The 14,903-nt window shown below is 43.4% G+C and carries 18 protein-coding genes; 10 read left to right on the plus strand and 8 right to left on the minus strand.

Annotated elements, in window-relative coordinates:
* Positions 1 to 71: 71 nt before the first annotated feature.
* Positions 72 to 500 carry a hypothetical protein gene (locus CHA6605_RS17595; protein ID WP_015160760.1) on the minus strand — a complete coding sequence of 143 codons (429 nt, stop codon included), beginning with the start codon at positions 498 to 500 and terminating at the stop codon, positions 72 to 74.
* Between the two features lie 89 nt (positions 501 to 589).
* Complete coding sequence (locus CHA6605_RS34310; RefSeq protein ID WP_269744499.1) at positions 590 to 826, minus strand: helix-turn-helix domain-containing protein; 237 nt, start codon at positions 824 to 826, stop codon at positions 590 to 592.
* 241 nt (positions 827 to 1,067) lie between these two features.
* On the opposite strand from CHA6605_RS34310, the gene CHA6605_RS34315 reads away from it, so the two are divergent.
* The 3 genes from CHA6605_RS34315 to CHA6605_RS17610 are packed head-to-tail and all read left to right on the plus strand — an operon-like array spanning position 1,068 to position 2,228.
* Entirely contained in the window at positions 1,068 to 1,208 is a 141-nt protein-coding gene (locus tag CHA6605_RS34315; protein ID WP_015160761.1) for a hypothetical protein, read from the plus strand.
* Positions 1,192 to 1,992, plus strand: coding sequence for a hypothetical protein (locus CHA6605_RS17605; protein WP_015160762.1), 801 nt, complete (start codon positions 1,192 to 1,194; stop codon positions 1,990 to 1,992). The genes CHA6605_RS34315 and CHA6605_RS17605 overlap by 17 nt, the downstream gene beginning before the upstream one ends.
* Positions 1,989 to 2,228, plus strand: coding sequence for a hypothetical protein (locus CHA6605_RS17610; RefSeq protein ID WP_015160763.1), 240 nt, complete (start codon positions 1,989 to 1,991; stop codon positions 2,226 to 2,228). Before CHA6605_RS17605 ends, CHA6605_RS17610 begins: the two co-directional genes overlap by 4 nt.
* A 225-nt stretch (positions 2,229 to 2,453) precedes the next feature.
* Here CHA6605_RS17610 and CHA6605_RS17615 read toward each other — a convergent pair whose 3' ends face one another.
* Together CHA6605_RS17615 and CHA6605_RS17620 are read right to left on the minus strand one after the other, a co-directional pair.
* Complete coding sequence (locus tag CHA6605_RS17615; protein WP_015158569.1) at positions 2,454 to 3,614, minus strand: RNA-guided endonuclease InsQ/TnpB family protein; 1,161 nt, start codon at positions 3,612 to 3,614, stop codon at positions 2,454 to 2,456.
* Positions 3,611 to 4,213, minus strand: coding sequence for an IS607 family transposase (locus tag CHA6605_RS17620; RefSeq protein WP_015158570.1), 603 nt, complete (start codon positions 4,211 to 4,213; stop codon positions 3,611 to 3,613). Before CHA6605_RS17620 ends, CHA6605_RS17615 begins: the two co-directional genes overlap by 4 nt.
* Positions 4,214 to 4,304: 91 nt before the next feature.
* Here CHA6605_RS17620 and CHA6605_RS34320 point away from each other — a divergent pair, with 91 nt between their 5' ends.
* The 4 genes from CHA6605_RS34320 to ygfZ all read left to right on the plus strand — a co-directional run bounded on the left by CHA6605_RS34320 (position 4,305) and on the right by ygfZ (position 7,811).
* On the plus strand, positions 4,305 to 4,490 hold the full coding sequence (locus CHA6605_RS34320; RefSeq protein WP_015160764.1) for a hypothetical protein: 186 nt from the start codon (positions 4,305 to 4,307) through the stop codon (positions 4,488 to 4,490).
* A 300-nt stretch (positions 4,491 to 4,790) separates the two neighbouring features.
* Positions 4,791 to 5,969 carry an IS110 family transposase gene (locus tag CHA6605_RS17625; protein WP_041549612.1) on the plus strand — a complete coding sequence of 393 codons (1,179 nt, stop codon included), beginning with the start codon at positions 4,791 to 4,793 and terminating at the stop codon, positions 5,967 to 5,969.
* Between the two features lie 232 nt (positions 5,970 to 6,201).
* Positions 6,202 to 6,588, plus strand: a complete 387-nt coding sequence (locus CHA6605_RS17630; RefSeq protein WP_015160766.1) for a hypothetical protein — start codon at positions 6,202 to 6,204, stop codon at positions 6,586 to 6,588.
* A 140-nt stretch (positions 6,589 to 6,728) separates the two neighbouring features.
* Positions 6,729 to 7,811 carry a CAF17-like 4Fe-4S cluster assembly/insertion protein YgfZ gene (gene ygfZ / locus CHA6605_RS17635; RefSeq protein WP_015160767.1) on the plus strand — a complete coding sequence of 361 codons (1,083 nt, stop codon included), beginning with the start codon at positions 6,729 to 6,731 and terminating at the stop codon, positions 7,809 to 7,811.
* Here ygfZ and CHA6605_RS17640 read toward each other — a convergent pair.
* The 4 genes from CHA6605_RS17640 to CHA6605_RS17655 all read right to left on the minus strand — a co-directional run bounded on the left by CHA6605_RS17640 (position 7,808) and on the right by CHA6605_RS17655 (position 11,287).
* Positions 7,808 to 8,404: a hypothetical protein gene (locus CHA6605_RS17640; RefSeq protein WP_015160768.1), complete on the minus strand. Its 597-nt coding sequence runs from the start codon at positions 8,402 to 8,404 to the stop codon at positions 7,808 to 7,810. The two genes, ygfZ and CHA6605_RS17640, sit on opposite strands and share 4 nt — an antisense overlap.
* Before the next feature lie 6 nt (positions 8,405 to 8,410).
* Positions 8,411 to 9,592 (minus strand): RtcB family protein, encoded by a 1,182-nt coding sequence (locus tag CHA6605_RS17645; RefSeq protein WP_015160769.1) that lies wholly within the window; start codon positions 9,590 to 9,592, stop codon positions 8,411 to 8,413.
* 92 nt (positions 9,593 to 9,684) lie between these two features.
* Complete coding sequence (locus CHA6605_RS17650; RefSeq protein ID WP_015160770.1) at positions 9,685 to 10,812, minus strand: geranylgeranyl reductase family protein; 1,128 nt, start codon at positions 10,810 to 10,812, stop codon at positions 9,685 to 9,687.
* Between the two features lie 274 nt (positions 10,813 to 11,086).
* Entirely contained in the window at positions 11,087 to 11,287 is a 201-nt protein-coding gene (locus tag CHA6605_RS17655; RefSeq protein ID WP_015160771.1) for an NblA/ycf18 family protein, read from the minus strand.
* A 428-nt stretch (positions 11,288 to 11,715) separates the two neighbouring features.
* Between CHA6605_RS17655 and CHA6605_RS17660 the strand changes: the two genes are divergently transcribed.
* The 3 genes from CHA6605_RS17660 (at position 11,716) to CHA6605_RS17670 (ending at position 14,842) form a co-directional block, all read left to right on the plus strand.
* Positions 11,716 to 13,089, plus strand: a complete 1,374-nt coding sequence (locus CHA6605_RS17660) for an IS4 family transposase (RefSeq protein ID WP_015160772.1) — start codon at positions 11,716 to 11,718, stop codon at positions 13,087 to 13,089.
* A 179-nt stretch (positions 13,090 to 13,268) separates the two neighbouring features.
* Positions 13,269 to 14,438 carry a response regulator gene (locus tag CHA6605_RS17665; protein ID WP_015160773.1) on the plus strand — a complete coding sequence of 390 codons (1,170 nt, stop codon included), beginning with the start codon at positions 13,269 to 13,271 and terminating at the stop codon, positions 14,436 to 14,438.
* 29 nt (positions 14,439 to 14,467) lie between these two features.
* Positions 14,468 to 14,842 carry a response regulator gene (locus tag CHA6605_RS17670; protein WP_015160774.1) on the plus strand — a complete coding sequence of 125 codons (375 nt, stop codon included), beginning with the start codon at positions 14,468 to 14,470 and terminating at the stop codon, positions 14,840 to 14,842.
* The last annotated feature ends 61 nt before the right edge of the window (positions 14,843 to 14,903 follow it).

Consider the following 14,903-nt stretch of genomic DNA (forward strand, 5'->3'; position numbering starts at 1 on the left):
TCTTGCCAATTGTCAAAGGGCATCATATCACTTTGACAATTGGCAAGCTAATCAGGTAACTATTTTGTCGGTTAAGCTTTGCCTTGATAATGCGATCGCTTGATGCCCGTCGCAAATTCCCGCCACCGGAGATATTTAAAGTCTCCAGTCTTGCGGTGTTGGGTTTCGATCCACGTTCCGTCATCACCGACTTCTGGTATCCATCGGTTTTTAAATTGCCCTCCATTGCCCTCCATCGATACAATGCGGGTTTGAGGTTGCCCTCCATTGCCCTCCACATCGATGCTAGCAAGTGAGTTTTTAGTTTGCCCTCCATCATGGAGGGCAACATTTAGATCGGGTTTGCCGCCCACAGATCGGACGAAATAAGCCCGCACTTCTTCGATCGATCGCTCGCGTAATGGTACGGATCGAGTGTCGCCATGCCAATCGCCTACTTCAGGCTCGCACCCGAAATCTTCAGCGATTAGGCTCAATTGTTGCCCTGGCTGGTAATCCATAATAGTAGCTAAGAGTTTTACTAATTAAGGCGATCGCATCCATTAGGCCGGATACGATCGCTATTGAATTTATATTGAATTTAAGCCGTTTAATTTTCGTCGTCTCCTCCTCGATCGTTACTCCAGATGTCATAGTGAGCCGCTACCTTTGATATATCAACGCACAAGGCATCCGCAATCTCTCTGATAGTTTTCAGAGTTGGATTACCTTTTCTATTGAGCATTTGAGAAACAGCGGACTGACTCTTTCCCAATTTCGCTCCTAGTTCGTCCTGGCTGATGTTAGCGGCTTTCATGAGTTCTTGTATGGTCTGTCTTCTACCCATGGCCAAATTACTTGGTTGGGTAGTTGACTTAATAAGATATAACTTATAATTTAAGATAAAACTTATCAAGTCAATCCAAACCAACCAAGGCTCGCTAATAGATGTGTGGTAACAACTATTTTCGAGCCTTGAGCCAACCAATCCGTACAAACTAGACAATCCAAACCCCAACCCAGCGGAATGCGGGATAACGGCGGCTAGAGGGGGTCTAATTTGACATGACTATCCAAACTATCTAACTATGACCCAAATACCCGAATCAGAAGTATTTTTACCAGAGTCTGACTCTGAAGATGAAGAAATATACGCGAGTATCCACTATCAAAACTTTCTCACTCTCAAACTACTCAACCTGCTAGAAACCGATGGAACCAACAACTAATTGGGATGATGCAATATCATCTCTAACTCAATTTGAATTCGATCTAGATGACGATCTCGGTGGTGGTCTGGGTGATTTTCTATCTCTCGACGAACTAGCCAAAGACAACTTATTTGGATTTGTGCGGGTAGGAATTGCCGCCGATCGAATCCGCAAGCGCAAGTTATGGCAGTGTGCCAAAATCTACAAAGATTGGAATGACTACTGTACTAAAGGGTTGGGTAAGACTGCATGGTACATCAACCGGACGATCGACGCGGCTAATGTAGTGATGACCTTAATCTCAGCGGGATTTAAAATCTTGCCAACTTGTGAAGCTCAATGTCGCCCGCTGGTAAAACTGTTGGGTGTCGGCTTAGATGCGATCGCCGATGTGTGGACTAAAGTTGTTAGCGCATTTACTCCCGATAAAATCACCGCTGGTAAAATTCTGGCGATCGCCGAGCCGGATCGTGCGGACAACCAACAGAGCAAGATCGATCGGCAGCTAGTCGATAAGCTTGCCGAGCGCGCCAAGCAACGCGGCATGACTCTCAATGAATATTTAGAAGAGATGTTAGATGAAGATGAATCCCAAGAAAAATATTGGGAGGACTTTCTAGAAAATAAGGATAAGGATTCAGAACCCGAACTCAATGCCGAAATGCAGGCGATTGTCGATCGCGTCGAGTACCAGTGGCTCAAGCCTGAAGCGGCCAAAAAATCGATCCTTGAAGCGGGGAATGAAATGATCGATCGCATGGATTCATTTTTTAACTCCATGCTCAGACCCAAGCCTGCATGAATTTATCTGACGAGCAACTCGAACTATTAATCAACATCGTCGCGACCTATGTAGAGTTGCTCGACGATCGCGCGGCTTATTGGTATGGCGATGTCAATAGCAAAACATTTGCCAAGTTGCTCGACGAACGTCGCGATTGCTATCAGTTAGAGTGCCAGCTTAGGGAATTTAGAGCCAACCCATCGCGGTTTACGATCGCGGTGAATATGGACGATCGAGCGATCGATCGTAATTAATTATGGAACACCGAGATTTACCCGAAACTTGCCCGAATTGTAGTGCTACTCTTTGTTATGACTCTGTAGAAGATACAGGGCTAATTTATTGTGGTAATTGCCGCTTGATAGAACCTATACAAATCTAGACAAGCTAGATTGATGTCTACTTCCTACTTCAACGGGGGCATCGGAGCGGCTATCCCTCTGTAGGCTTCCAGGCGCAAGCTGCACCCAGTATAGTGTTTAGGCTACTATAAGCGGCGCATCGAACGGGAGGTTCCCTCCCGTTTGTGTGCGACAAGACAGAGCTTGATGTTCTAGATTGCGTGCAGCATTCAGATCGCGGTCGATAGTGATATTGCATTGCTGACAGTTAAAAACACGTTCTTTGAGCAGCATGTCTTGGATATGCCCACAACAAGAACAAGTTTTAGAACTTGGAAAAAAGCGACCTACAGTAATCAATTCACTACCATATAGCTCACATTTATAAGTTAATTGGCGACGAAATTCATACATACCTAAATCTGCAATTGACTTAGCCAAACAATGATTGGATAACATTCCCGATACATTCAAATCTTCAATTACTACTTGGCTGTGGTTCTTAGCCAAGTGAGTAGTTAATTTGTTAAGTGTATCTTTACGAATGTTGGCAGTTTTTGCATGTTGTTTGGCTACTTTTAAATTCGCCTTTTGTCGATTGTTTGAGCCTTTAACCTTGCGGCTAGCTGCTTTTTGAAGCCTAGCTAATCTGGATTGAGATTGACGGTAAGGTTGAGGGTTGGGGAACGTTGCACCTGTGCTTAAAGTAGCTAGTGTTTTAATCCCTAAGTCTACACCACAAACACCAACTAGTTTAGCTGTAGTGTTTGGTTCGACTTCATAGCTAAAAGAGACAAACCAACGGTCAGCGGTTCGACTAATTATTGCTGTTTTAGGCGTCAATCCTTGCGGCAATCGTTCGTAAGTCTTTACTACTCCTATTTTTGGTAATTGAAGCCAACGATGTTCAACTTTAATAGTCCCTTCCAAGGTAAAGCTATCATGCTGACCTTTGCGCTTGAATCTGGGAAAGCCCACCCGCCGACCATTCGCAGTTTTCTTTCTAAAGAAATCAGAAAATGCACTCGCTAAGTATCTCAGCGCATATTGAGGGCTAGTTTTGGATACTTCGTAATACCAAGGGTTTTCAACCTTCACCCACTTGACTAGGAATTTATGCAGATCGATCGCTGATGGAAATCTTAGTTTCTCTGTTGGATTTTCTCGATTGTAGTCGAGAATTTTTTTACACAGATCTAAGCCCCAGTTCCAAGCATGACGAGCTACACCCGCATGTCTAGCCAGTTGAGTTCTTTGATAGTTATTCAGTTTTAGTTCGGTTTTAAAACTGATTCTCATAACTGTTTTGCTACCTCCTTTAACTCTTCTACTATTTTCTTATTCTTATGAGAACGACTACCGTATAAACGAGCAGAAAATACAGTGATGATTTCGAGTACGTCTGATGCTAAATCTTCCTCAAATGTACTATCATCAGAGCGATTGATAATTATCACCTCTGTTCCAAATTGTTCGCATAATGTGAAAATTAGATCTGACCCAAATCTAAGTAATCTATCTTTATGAGTTAGAACTAGTCGTTCAACTTGATAAGATGTAATTAACTTGATTAGCCTAATTAGTCCTTTCTTTTTATAGTTCATTCCACTGCCAAGATCTTGAATTACTTCAAACCCCCAGCCATGTTTAGCACAATAACTTTCTAAAACTATAACTTGCCTAGTTAGATCTTCTTTCTGGTCGTGACTAGAAACTCTGGCATAGCCTACTGTTAATTGAGTATCCGATTTATTGCTAATTAAATCTGCTATGTCATACCGACGATGACCGCCAGCAGTGCGAGTGGACTTGATTTTTCCATCAAGTTCCCATCTGTGTAGGGTTCTAACCGTTACACCGAGTAAGGTGGCTGCTTCCTGTGGCGTTAAACTAGACATAAAATCATTATAACAGATAATTTGTCTAGTTATGTATAGTTTGATCTAGGTATTTAGGTGCAGTTCAAAAACCCCTTTGAAGTACCAATTGATGACTTCCAAGGTGACGACGATGAGTAAATGGTGGCTAAGTTTGTACGACCCTAACAATCGATTGATTGCTTATTACCGTATCGATGGCGATGCCACAATCGATCGGATTGCGGCAACATTTATATTTAAATATTCAAATATCGAGTATTTCAAGATCGCAGCAAACCCGCCTGATGAGTCGTAAACGACGAAACAGCATAATGCTGTCGCGGGTGGCTTCCAACCCCACCTTAGCCCGGTTAAAATTGCTCGCTCGAACCTATAACCGAAGTGGGGTATCCCTATGACATTCATGGTGTGTAGCGAGTAAAAATATCGGTATTCCCCCGCCCTAAAAGTGAATTGGGACACCTCGGGAGATTCCTGGGCTGGTATGGGATTAAAGGGGTATTTCTACCCCTTTAAAATATACCGAATGTTGGAACGAGAACATGCAATTCTCACTCCCTTAATTAACCTAGTTAATGTACCTATACAATTAAATATGATAACACGAAAAGTTATCGGCGCGGATGCCTGTAAAGGGCGTCTGGTCTGCATTGCGCTCGATTCTCTCCCTTCGCGAGCGAGAGCGGGTGAGATTTATCGTGACAAATCGGATTATTTCGACGTCGATGTATCGGCGGCTGGATTGAAGTATTTATTATCACTTAAACCAGACGTGTTAGTACTCGAACCAACGGGCGTTAATTACATTAAATTCTGGGTAACTAAATGCGCCGAATATGGTGTAGAAATTGCCCTAGTCGGACACAAGCAATCCAATCGCTATCGCGAGAATTTATCCTTGCCCGATAAAGATGATGAAGCCGACGCTCTAGCCTTAGCTTGCTATTATTTAGAGCATCAATCCGACCCGCTCCAATTTGCCAGAATCCGCGATGATGTCACCTCACGACTGAGGGATGCAGCCTTGCGCCTCAAGCATATCGATCGAATTCAATCGCCACTGCTCAACCGCCTGCAACAGGATTTAGCTTGGGCGATGCCAGAAGTGGGCGGCTCGGTACATGCGGTACTGTTTTGGCGGTGGCTCGCTGAATACTCGAAATCGGCGCGGTACGATTTGCTTTTAAGCACTACATGCGGTTTGGGTATTACCCAGAACATGAGAGCTATGGCTAAGTTGCTAGTAGACTTGTGGCGACAAAAGGCGATCGTCGAGAGTGAAATGGTCGATCTGTTAAAGCACTCTCAATTCGATCGCGATCGAGCCGTGATGGAAAAATACTATCTACCCAAGATCGCTCAGGCGATAATCATCAGCCAGTACTACCCATTAACTAATTTTTTGGGTGAAGACGGGAATGAGATTATGCAAATATCTCGATCGCGGCGCACTGGTACCCACACTAAAAAGCCCGTCAGTCTGCGGCGATTTCGCAAGACTTTGGGCGTGGCTCCCGTGCGGGAAGCTAGCGGCAAAAGTCCCACCAAGACTAAAAAAGCAGGTTCGAGGATTTGCCGGATTCAGTTATGGCTGTGGCTGTTTGGTGCCTTCGAGCGCAAGAAAAGCAAGATTAAGACAGCCACTTCAGCCATGCAAGATTTAAACGATCTGTGGCTGTCTCTCCACGCCGAAAAGCACATCAAAGTCGCTCGCTCGACCTTTTGCTCTAAGTTCGTCGAACGACTGTTCTACGACTTGCTAGCGGCCAGATAATAATATGGGGACTAGTAATTTATAACTAGTCCCCATCCTATTTTCCCCAATTTCATTTAAAGTGAATGTCAACTGCTGTGTTCGATCGGTAAAATTAGATTAATGTTTGTAAAATATAGTCGATAATTGTTTGAATCAAAGGAATGCAGCAGTTTCACAGTAAGCGATGAGAGTAAAATAACTACAATCTAAAGAGTTAAGTTTTAGATCTTATTTTGAATAATATTTATTTATGCAGCCTAAATTTGCTAATGAATTAGCTTGGCAACAAGCAGAGTTTCTGATGCAACCGATTTATATTCGCATTATCGATCGCATCCGCCAACAGGGAGAAGTTTCTACTTGGGAAGTCAGTTACGAGGAGGTGCGAGAACCGCATCCGATTAATTATCTGTGTCTTAAGTCTGGGGAGCGACAGCTCAAGTACGATATTTGGGATCTCTGTTATCAGGTCTGTTTTCTCAATTATGATGGCAGTCATAGCGAGGTCGAAAGTCAAGTTGTGGAGATCGATACTAGTCTCATCGATATGGAAGCTGGGAGTCCCGATTGGGTGCGCTTGGATAATAAGGCTAAAGATGTTGTTGCGAGGATCTTTAATAATTTGCCTGGAGGCTAGCGGCTGAAACCGCCGCTAGTGGTGCGAAGTCCGCCTACGCGGACTAAGATTTTAAATAAGAAGCCTAGTCTTTAGAGGGCAGGCATGAAGCACTGCCCCTACAGATTGATGCTATTAGTAATATATCAAATAGGATCGCTGTGGTGGATCTTTTTTGCGATCGACAGTTCCCGACTACATTGAGTATTAAGTGCAATCTAGAATATATGGAAAATAATAATTTGAATAATTTATCAACACTACTACAAGCAGCTCGATTCTCCACAGGAAAGGCTACGCCAACGGGCGCAGCGATCTATGATAGTTCTCACTGGGGTAAAATTCTGGTAAGCGATCGAGATAGACTCCGATTCTTACACAATCAAAGCACGGCAGATTTTGAAAAACGCCAAGCTGGGGAAGGTTGCGATACGGTATTTGTGACTTCGACGGCGCGGACGATCGATCTGGCAACCGGACTAATTTTAGACGATGAAGTCTTGCTGATCGTCTCGCCCAATCGTCGTAAATATCTATTTGATTGGCTCGATAAATATATCTTTTTTGCCGATCGAGTTAAGGTAAAAGATGTCACCGATAGTCTGGCAAGTTTTACTCTCATGGGTGCCGAGAGTGCCGCAATATTAGAGCGATTGGGGTGCCTAAAACTGACAGAGCGATCCCAATATAGTCATGAATTATATCAGCTCGAAGGTATTGAAGTCCGGATCGCGATCGGGACTGAATTGGGCTTACCTGGCTATCGATTGATTGTCGATCGAGCTAATGCTCCAGCCTTACAACAAGCTCTAGCTAATTTAGGTGCTGTCACAGTGGACGAGGATGCCTGGGAATGCCTGCGAATCGCCCAAGGTAGACCGAAACCCGATGCGGAGTTAACGGAGGATTACAACCCCTTAGAGGTGGGTTTGTGGGATACGATTTCGTTTAGCAAGGGTTGCTATATCGGCCAAGAAACGATCGCGCGGCTGAATACTTATAAGGGTGTCAAACAGTATCTATGGGGAATTAAGTTATCAGGATCTGTGGCTGTGGGTACGACGATTACTCTCGGTGATGAAAAGGTGGGCGTTTTGACTAGTTGTAGCGAGATCGACGGGGAAGTCAGGGGGTTGGGATATATTCGATCGAAAGCTGGCGGAGTAGGTTTGAAAGTAATGGTGGGCGATGTTGAGGGAGAAGTTATCGACCTTCCGTTCGTTCGACATGAATATCCAGCTTAATTCTTTGATATTGCTCGACGTAAAGTTTCAAATTTGATAGGTATCAATTTATCATCTTTAATATTTCTGTACCATTCTATCTGAGCTGCGATTATTTGAGTACATATTAGATTCTTTTCTTCTAGATGTACCAATTCGGAATCTGTAATACTTCTTTTTGGCAAGTTAAACATGAGCTGCTCATCTAAAATTGCTTGATATGAGTATGATGCAATTTCTGTGGTTTGCTTTGCGATCGAATGATTTTCGATCGATTCTATAAAAGTGAATAATGCCATTGATAGATCGTACAAACCTGGCACTTGAGTAGATGAAGTTTCAATAATTTCAATAAAATCCTCAAGATCGGTCAACGATTTTTCCGTGACGTGAACCTCAGACGGAAGATTGACACCATCAGCAATGAGAGAAGATAAGATTATTGAATCTTGTAAATTAGCTTGGATCGATTCAATTAATTCATCATCCTGTTGGCCAATCAAATGTAATACTGATTCACAAATACAGCAAGCTGCAAATCTATATTGCTGCATCTGGCTCATTAATCCAATACTGCTTTCATGCTCTTTAATCAAAATATCCCAAAGTATCATACAAACTTAGCCTTTAATACAGACTACTTGCTTGAGGGTGGCGACTACTTCTACTAAGTCGGATTGATTTTCCATGACTTTATCGATCGATTTATAGGCCGCTGGAATCTCATCGAGGAGTTCGGTATCTTTGCGACATTCGACACCCTTGGTTTGGGCGATTAAGTCATCTAGAGTGTAGGTATTTTTGGCCATGGCTCTAGACATGATTCTTCCTGCGCCGTGGGAGCAGCTACAGAAACTGTGGGCGTTACCTTTGCCTTTGACGATATAGGATTTGGTACCCATGGAACCCGGGATAATGCCGTAGTCTTCTTCCCGAGCGCGGACGGCACCTTTGCGAGTGACGTAGACTTCTTCGCCAAAATGGACTTCTTTTTCGGCGTAATTATGATGGCAATTAATCGATAGTAATGGTTTCATTTTTTTGCCACCATTGAGATGTTGCTCGATGACGCGCATAAATCTTGCCATCATGACATCACGATTAGTGCGGGCGTAGTTTTGCGCCCATTGGAGATCGCGCCAGTAGGCGGCAAATTCGGGAGTACCTGCGACAAAATAAGCGAGGTCTCGATCGGGTAAACTGAGATCGGCTAACTTGGCGAGATCTTTAGCAGTATCGATATGACATTGCGCTAATTTGTTGCCAACATTGCGGGAACCAGAATGCAACATCAGCCAGACTTTATTCTCGGTATCGATACAAACTTCAATAAAGTGATTGCCACCGCCCAAAGAACCGAGTTGTTTGGTGGCTTTATTTTCTAAACCACGCACACCTTTGTGCAATTCGGAGAAATCTTGCCAGCCTTGCCAATTAGTTACATCTTTAGAGATCTCTTTATTTTCTTCAAAGCCGACGGGGATTTGAGCTTCTAAATCCAGGCGAATTTTTTTGAGTTTGCCATCTAATTTTTCACCTTTAAATGGTGTTTGAATTGCAGTCATACCACAACCAATATCGACCCCGATTGCTGCGGGAATTATGGCATCTTGGGTGGCAATTACCGAGCCGACGAGGGCACCTTTACCGAGGTGAACGTCTGGCATCAGGGCGACATGTTTGAAGACAAAAGGCAGAGAAGCAACATTTTTAGCCATTTTTGTCTCTGCTTGTGCCAAATCGTGTCCCGCCCAGGATAAAACCGGGTTAGGTGCATCGATTTCTAATTCTTGATAAGTCACTAGGATTTTGGATTTTGGATTGACATAAAATATGGGGGCAATTTATGAATTGCCCCTACTACATTTTAGCTTGAATATTTTATGTCGATCGACTATTTTCCACCAAACATGCTACCAGTGAGTCGCTTGATCGCTCTCCCAGCAACCTCCGAGTAGCTGAGTTCGCCGATAAAAACTTTTGCCATTGTGGCACTAGCCGAAGGACGTTTGACCCCTGCTTTATAGCCAACTTTCGGAAATTGATAAAAAGCAGCAGCTAGGCGTTGCGCCCATTTCATATCTGCGCCCCATTCATCGATCATTGTCTCGGTATATTTTTCGAGCGCATTGCTAGTACCGCTGAGGGCATCATGAATCGCGCCTGCGGCTTTGATTCCAGATAAAATCGAGGGACGGATACCTTCAGCAGTCATCGGATCGACGATACATGCGGCTTCTCCCGCTAGGATGGCATTTTGGGTATGCAGTTTTTGATCTCCATCCCAGATACACAGCGGATGTCCAAACTGCTTGAAATTATTGATATCGACGTTGTAGGCACCTTTGCCATAAGCTTCAAGAATTTTTTTGAAATCTTGCCCTTCACCGCCTCTAAAAGTACCAATGCCGATCGAGTAGCCATCCTCTTTGGGGAAGTTCCAAATGTAACCGTTTTTAACTAACCCAAATTCAAAGTTAATCGTTTTTTCAATATTTTCAGCCGCCGCTTCTACCTCTAGTGCTCCCGCGAGGCGACGCTTGCGATCTTTAAAACCCAACCATTTTGCCATGTTGCCTTTGGCACCATCAGCAGCGATTAAATATTTACCTTCAATGCTGCCATTTTTGGTATTGACTTGCCAGCGATCGACTTTAAATTCGATACTGGTAACTTCAGTATTGTCGCGCAGTTCGGCACCTTGTTTTTGGGCTTGTTGGACGATAAAATGGTCGAATACATCCCGTCGCACCATCCAAATTGGTTCTTGACCTTCTAACTTGACATCGACTGGATCTTCCAAATTCCAGGTATAACGCAATGTGTCGATCCGACAGGAAATTGCGGGACTAAAATCAAAATCAAACCACTGCGCAATCGCTGGGGAGACGCCACCACCGCAAGGCTTATACCGAGGTAGACTATCTTTTTCGAGAATTAGTACGGATCTACCTTGTTTGGCTAGATGGTACGCTGCACTGCCCCCAGCAGGGCCAGCACCGACAATAATACAATCAAACATAAAATAGCTATTGGGATACTGTGGCCATGGCTTTAATTAGCCATAATCTCGACCATTGTACAGCTACCAACTGCATAGAAACTAGAGACATTGTATTTTTTCTGTAATGTCAAACAGTTTGCGCCCCAAACCCCATCATTATCGATCGTTTAGATAGAGAGGGAGGTCGCTAGTTGCAAAACCATCATCGGTTTTGGCTAGTCTTAACTGTCTGCATCCACTTACTCACACCGGAATCAATCTCCAGTCCGAGCATTCAAACTGTTAATCGACATTATGCGGCTTGGCCGTTTGGTTCCTCCATGCCCCATTGGTGTGCGATTAGGTTTTTGTAGCTGTTTTCTCTGAGCATCATTTGTTTGTACAGGTTGACGAGGAATTCCTGTGCCTGCGCGTGACTCATATCTTTGACTTGGTGCTCGAACGAGCGAATGCTAAATTGTTGTTCTAAGGACAGATCGAAGGATTTAGACATAGTTTGTACTCCTACTGTGAATATCGAGCGTGAGCCGCGAACTTCGGGACATTTGACTGAATTGAAATCGGACTCTTGTCTATATGTTAAGAAGCATAACATTTCTTTGACAAAGGTGTCGATCTATAAAATTGCAGATCCGGGGTATTCCCATGGACATAAATTAATAGTCCCTGGGCTTTTGAGCGGCTTGATTTTATTTTTAGCAAATAAATCAGAGCGAAAATGCTCGACACGAACAAAATTTAGATTTTGTCAAGATACGTTGATAATTCTTATCAGGATTTAGGGATTTGCAGGATCGGGTTGTCGATGCCAGCCATGCTCCCCCCATTCGTGACAAGTTAAGAAAATCAGAGATTTGTCAAAAGGGTAATAAAAAGATGCCAAACTGTTTCTAGTCAAGAGTTTGAGGGAATAGAGGCCTGATGACCAGCCGCCGAAGAAGTAACCGCGACCACGCCAAAAAGAACCACCAACCAGGTGTGGAAGATGAGATCATCGCCGCTCAAGTAGAGGCTTTATTGACACCAGCAATTTTCAATCAAAGTCATTACTACCGACAATTAGGGCTGAGAAATCGGCTGTTAAATTTACCCTTGATGATGGCAGCAGTGCTGACGCTACTGTGGCGGAATGTGCCAGGAGTCAGAGAACTAAGCCGAATGTTAGGGCGAGAAGGATTTTTGTGGTGTGAGCCAACACAAGTAAGTCAACAGGCGATTGCACAAAGATTTCTGACCTTTCCATCTGAGTTATTTGAGAGAGTGTTTAAGGAATTACTGCCAGAATTTAGAGTGAAGTGGCACCAGAGAAAACAGCGATTGTTGCCACAAAGCATTGAATTTGCTCAAGCAAAATTTGAGCGGATTTGGGCATGTGATGGCTCCACATTGGAAGCGATATTCAAGAAATTAGATAGCTTATCTGATGTGCCAATCGGACAACTAGCGGGAAAAATGGGAGTAGTCATAGATTTGGTGACGAGATTGCCGATTGAAATCTGGTTTAGAGAAAATCCCAAAGCTTCAGATGTTAATTTTGAGAAAGATATCCTGAATTTAGTAACATCGGGCACTTTATTGCTCTTGGATCGAGGCTTCTATCATTTCCAATTTTGGCAAGAATTAATTAACAGAGATATTCATTTTATTACTCGATTAAAAAAAGGTGCATCGCTACAGATAGAGCGAGTATTTAGCAATAGTTATAGTATCCGTGACCGAATAGTGCGGATGGGGTCTGGCACCAAAAAGACTCCATATATAACTGTAAGATTAGTCGAAATTAAAGTGGGTAAAGTCTGGTATTCTTATCTAACTAGTGTACTCGACCCATTGAATCTTCCTCCCTATGTAGTCGCCGATTTGTACGGAAGACGGTGGCGAATTGAAGAGGCTTTTAATACTGTTAAACGATTGCTCGGGTTGAGTTATTTATGGACTGGTTCAGTTAATGGAATTAAATTACAGATGTGGGGGACTTGGCTGTTTTATGCAGTTCTAGTCGATTTAGGTGATGCTGTAGCTGATGAATTATCTCTCCCATTCGACCGCATTTCTTTAGAGATGATTTATCGAGGTCTTTATCATTTTCATGTAGCTCATCATAAAGGTTTAGCTGCCAATCCAGTCACCTATTTTGCTGCCCCAGAGAATCAAGATTTAGGTATTGTTAAAACTGTTCGTAAACCTAATGTTAAGTTAATTATTGCACCTTTTCCTGATTCTATGAGTCGAACAGACAATTTTTTCTTCGACTCATCGCCTCAAGCCTGCTTGACAAGTGCGATCGCTTCTTAACTTGTCACTAATGTGCTCCCCCTTTCCCACTCTCCCAACTCCCCCCTCTCCGCTCCCCCTATTTACCTAGCCTTATGAGCGAAAGACGACAATTGTGGGCATACTAAGCCTACGGAATCGACACGATTAGCTCTAATGGAATCCCGCATGACCCCACCTGCTGACAACGGAAAAATCACATGGTTGCTGAATATCTAACGCTCGATCGCTTGGCTACTCAGTTGAGTGAGATCAAGCACCAACACTTCAGTGGACATATATTACTCAAAAGTACATTGGGACACGAGTGGTGTCTTTATGTCTACCTGGGTCGGATCCTCTATGCGACAGGAGGTAGCCATCCAATTCGCCGTTGGGTGAGAAATTCAACGCTTGCAGGCGTAGATGTCAGCACGGCGGAGGATCTGCAAGTCCGAATCGAGGCACTGACTAATGTTTCGGCATTAACCCCAACCGAGCTAAATAGCTGTTGGGAGTACTATCTCTTGGTCAATTGGGCCAAACAAGGAAGAATTGGCCGCGATGCCTTAATCAAACACATTCAAACCACGATCGTAGAGGTATTGTTTGATATCGTTCAAGCCGAAGAAGTGAGCTACGAACAAATCGATCGAGATCGCCTCAGTCCACAGTTGACATTGATCGATCTCGATCGAGCCTTTGGCATTGCCGTCCAACAACAGCAGCAATGGCAACAGGTGGGACTAGCAGAAATATTACCCGATCGGGCGATTAAAATTGTGGCTCCGACCGATTTTCAACAGATAGTTTCGCCATCTGCCTATCAGGCACTTAGATTTGTGCTAGATGGAGAACATAGTATTCGCGAGATTGCTGCGAAGGCGCGAAAAACACCTGTCGCGATCGGACAATCATTTCGAGCGCATTTAGATTCGGGAATGCTCAGCTTGGTCGATCTGCCCGACTTTACCAGTCCAATTGCGTCCAGCAAGCATTCACGGAGCTTTAAATCTTCATCGATCGTCTGTATCGATGATAGCCCCTTCGTGTGCGATCGCTTGGAACAAATTTTCAAACAAGAGGGTTATCAATTTATCAGCGTGATGGATTCGCTCAAAGCCATTCCGATCGTCGTTGCCAAAAAGCCGGACTTAATTTTTCTAGATTTGGTGATGCCTAATGCCAATGGCTATGAAATTTGTAGTCGGTTGCGAAAAATCGGTGCTTTTCAAAATACCCCAATTGTAATTTTGACAGGTAATGATGGGGTGATCGATCGGGTTAGAGCGAAGGTAGTCGGTGCCACTGACTTTTTGACTAAACCAGTGCAATCAGAATTGGTATTAGAAGTCGCGCGCAAGTATTTAAGTCCAATTTTAACCAAATAACTCTAACTATTTAAATTTATCTATTATTTATGGCAACTAAAATATCTACAGCATTGATTGTTGAGGATGTTCGGACCGATCTGATGATTTTGACTAGTTACTTAGAAAGTTTAGGCTGGCGAGTAATTACGGCAATGAATGGCGAAGAAGCCTTGACTTATTTAAGTAATAACAAACCAGATATTGTCTTTTTAGATGTAGTTTTACCAGGCAGAAGTGGTTTTGAAATTTGTCGGACGATCAAGTCTCAGACAGAAACAGAAAAGATTCCAGTGGTCATGTGTTCGACAAAGAATACCGACATGGATCGATTTTGGGGATTAAAACAAGGGGCGGATCTCTACTTGACCAAGCCAGTAAATAGACACGACTTTATGGATGTCATTCAAAAGTTAGGTAATTAAATATGGCCAATTCAAGCGAATACATCGATCGAACTATCTCTAGCTTACAAGAAATATCGGC

The organism is Chamaesiphon minutus PCC 6605 (assembly GCF_000317145.1).
In the GTDB taxonomy this organism is placed as follows: Bacteria; Cyanobacteriota; Cyanobacteriia; order Cyanobacteriales; family Chamaesiphonaceae; genus Chamaesiphon; species Chamaesiphon minutus.

What these genes read in the sequence shown, in the direction of transcription:
- CHA6605_RS17615 (WP_015158569.1), bottom strand. Translation starts at nt 3,614, where the DNA reads ATGAGAATCAGTTTTAAAACCGAACTAAAACTGAATAACTATCAAAGA.
- CHA6605_RS17670 (WP_015160774.1), top strand. Translation starts at nt 14,468, where the DNA reads ATGGCAACTAAAATATCTACAGCATTGATTGTTGAGGATGTTCGGACC.
- CHA6605_RS17625 (WP_041549612.1), top strand. Translation starts at nt 4,791, where the DNA reads ATGATAACACGAAAAGTTATCGGCGCGGATGCCTGTAAAGGGCGTCTG.
- CHA6605_RS17605 (WP_015160762.1), top strand. Translation starts at nt 1,192, where the DNA reads ATGGAACCAACAACTAATTGGGATGATGCAATATCATCTCTAACTCAA.
- CHA6605_RS17640 (WP_015160768.1), bottom strand. Translation starts at nt 8,404, where the DNA reads ATGATACTTTGGGATATTTTGATTAAAGAGCATGAAAGCAGTATTGGA.
- CHA6605_RS17620 (WP_015158570.1), bottom strand. Translation starts at nt 4,213, where the DNA reads ATGTCTAGTTTAACGCCACAGGAAGCAGCCACCTTACTCGGTGTAACG.
- CHA6605_RS34315 (WP_015160761.1), top strand. Translation starts at nt 1,068, where the DNA reads ATGACCCAAATACCCGAATCAGAAGTATTTTTACCAGAGTCTGACTCT.
- CHA6605_RS17630 (WP_015160766.1), top strand. Translation starts at nt 6,202, where the DNA reads ATGCAGCCTAAATTTGCTAATGAATTAGCTTGGCAACAAGCAGAGTTT.
- CHA6605_RS17595 (WP_015160760.1), bottom strand. Translation starts at nt 500, where the DNA reads ATGGATTACCAGCCAGGGCAACAATTGAGCCTAATCGCTGAAGATTTC.
- CHA6605_RS34320 (WP_015160764.1), top strand. Translation starts at nt 4,305, where the DNA reads ATGACTTCCAAGGTGACGACGATGAGTAAATGGTGGCTAAGTTTGTAC.
- CHA6605_RS34310 (WP_269744499.1), bottom strand. Translation starts at nt 826, where the DNA reads ATGGGTAGAAGACAGACCATACAAGAACTCATGAAAGCCGCTAACATC.
- CHA6605_RS17665 (WP_015160773.1), top strand. Translation starts at nt 13,269, where the DNA reads ATGGTTGCTGAATATCTAACGCTCGATCGCTTGGCTACTCAGTTGAGT.
- CHA6605_RS17660 (WP_015160772.1), top strand. Translation starts at nt 11,716, where the DNA reads ATGACCAGCCGCCGAAGAAGTAACCGCGACCACGCCAAAAAGAACCAC.
- CHA6605_RS17650 (WP_015160770.1), bottom strand. Translation starts at nt 10,812, where the DNA reads ATGTTTGATTGTATTATTGTCGGTGCTGGCCCTGCTGGGGGCAGTGCA.
- CHA6605_RS17655 (WP_015160771.1), bottom strand. Translation starts at nt 11,287, where the DNA reads ATGTCTAAATCCTTCGATCTGTCCTTAGAACAACAATTTAGCATTCGC.
- CHA6605_RS17610 (WP_015160763.1), top strand. Translation starts at nt 1,989, where the DNA reads ATGAATTTATCTGACGAGCAACTCGAACTATTAATCAACATCGTCGCG.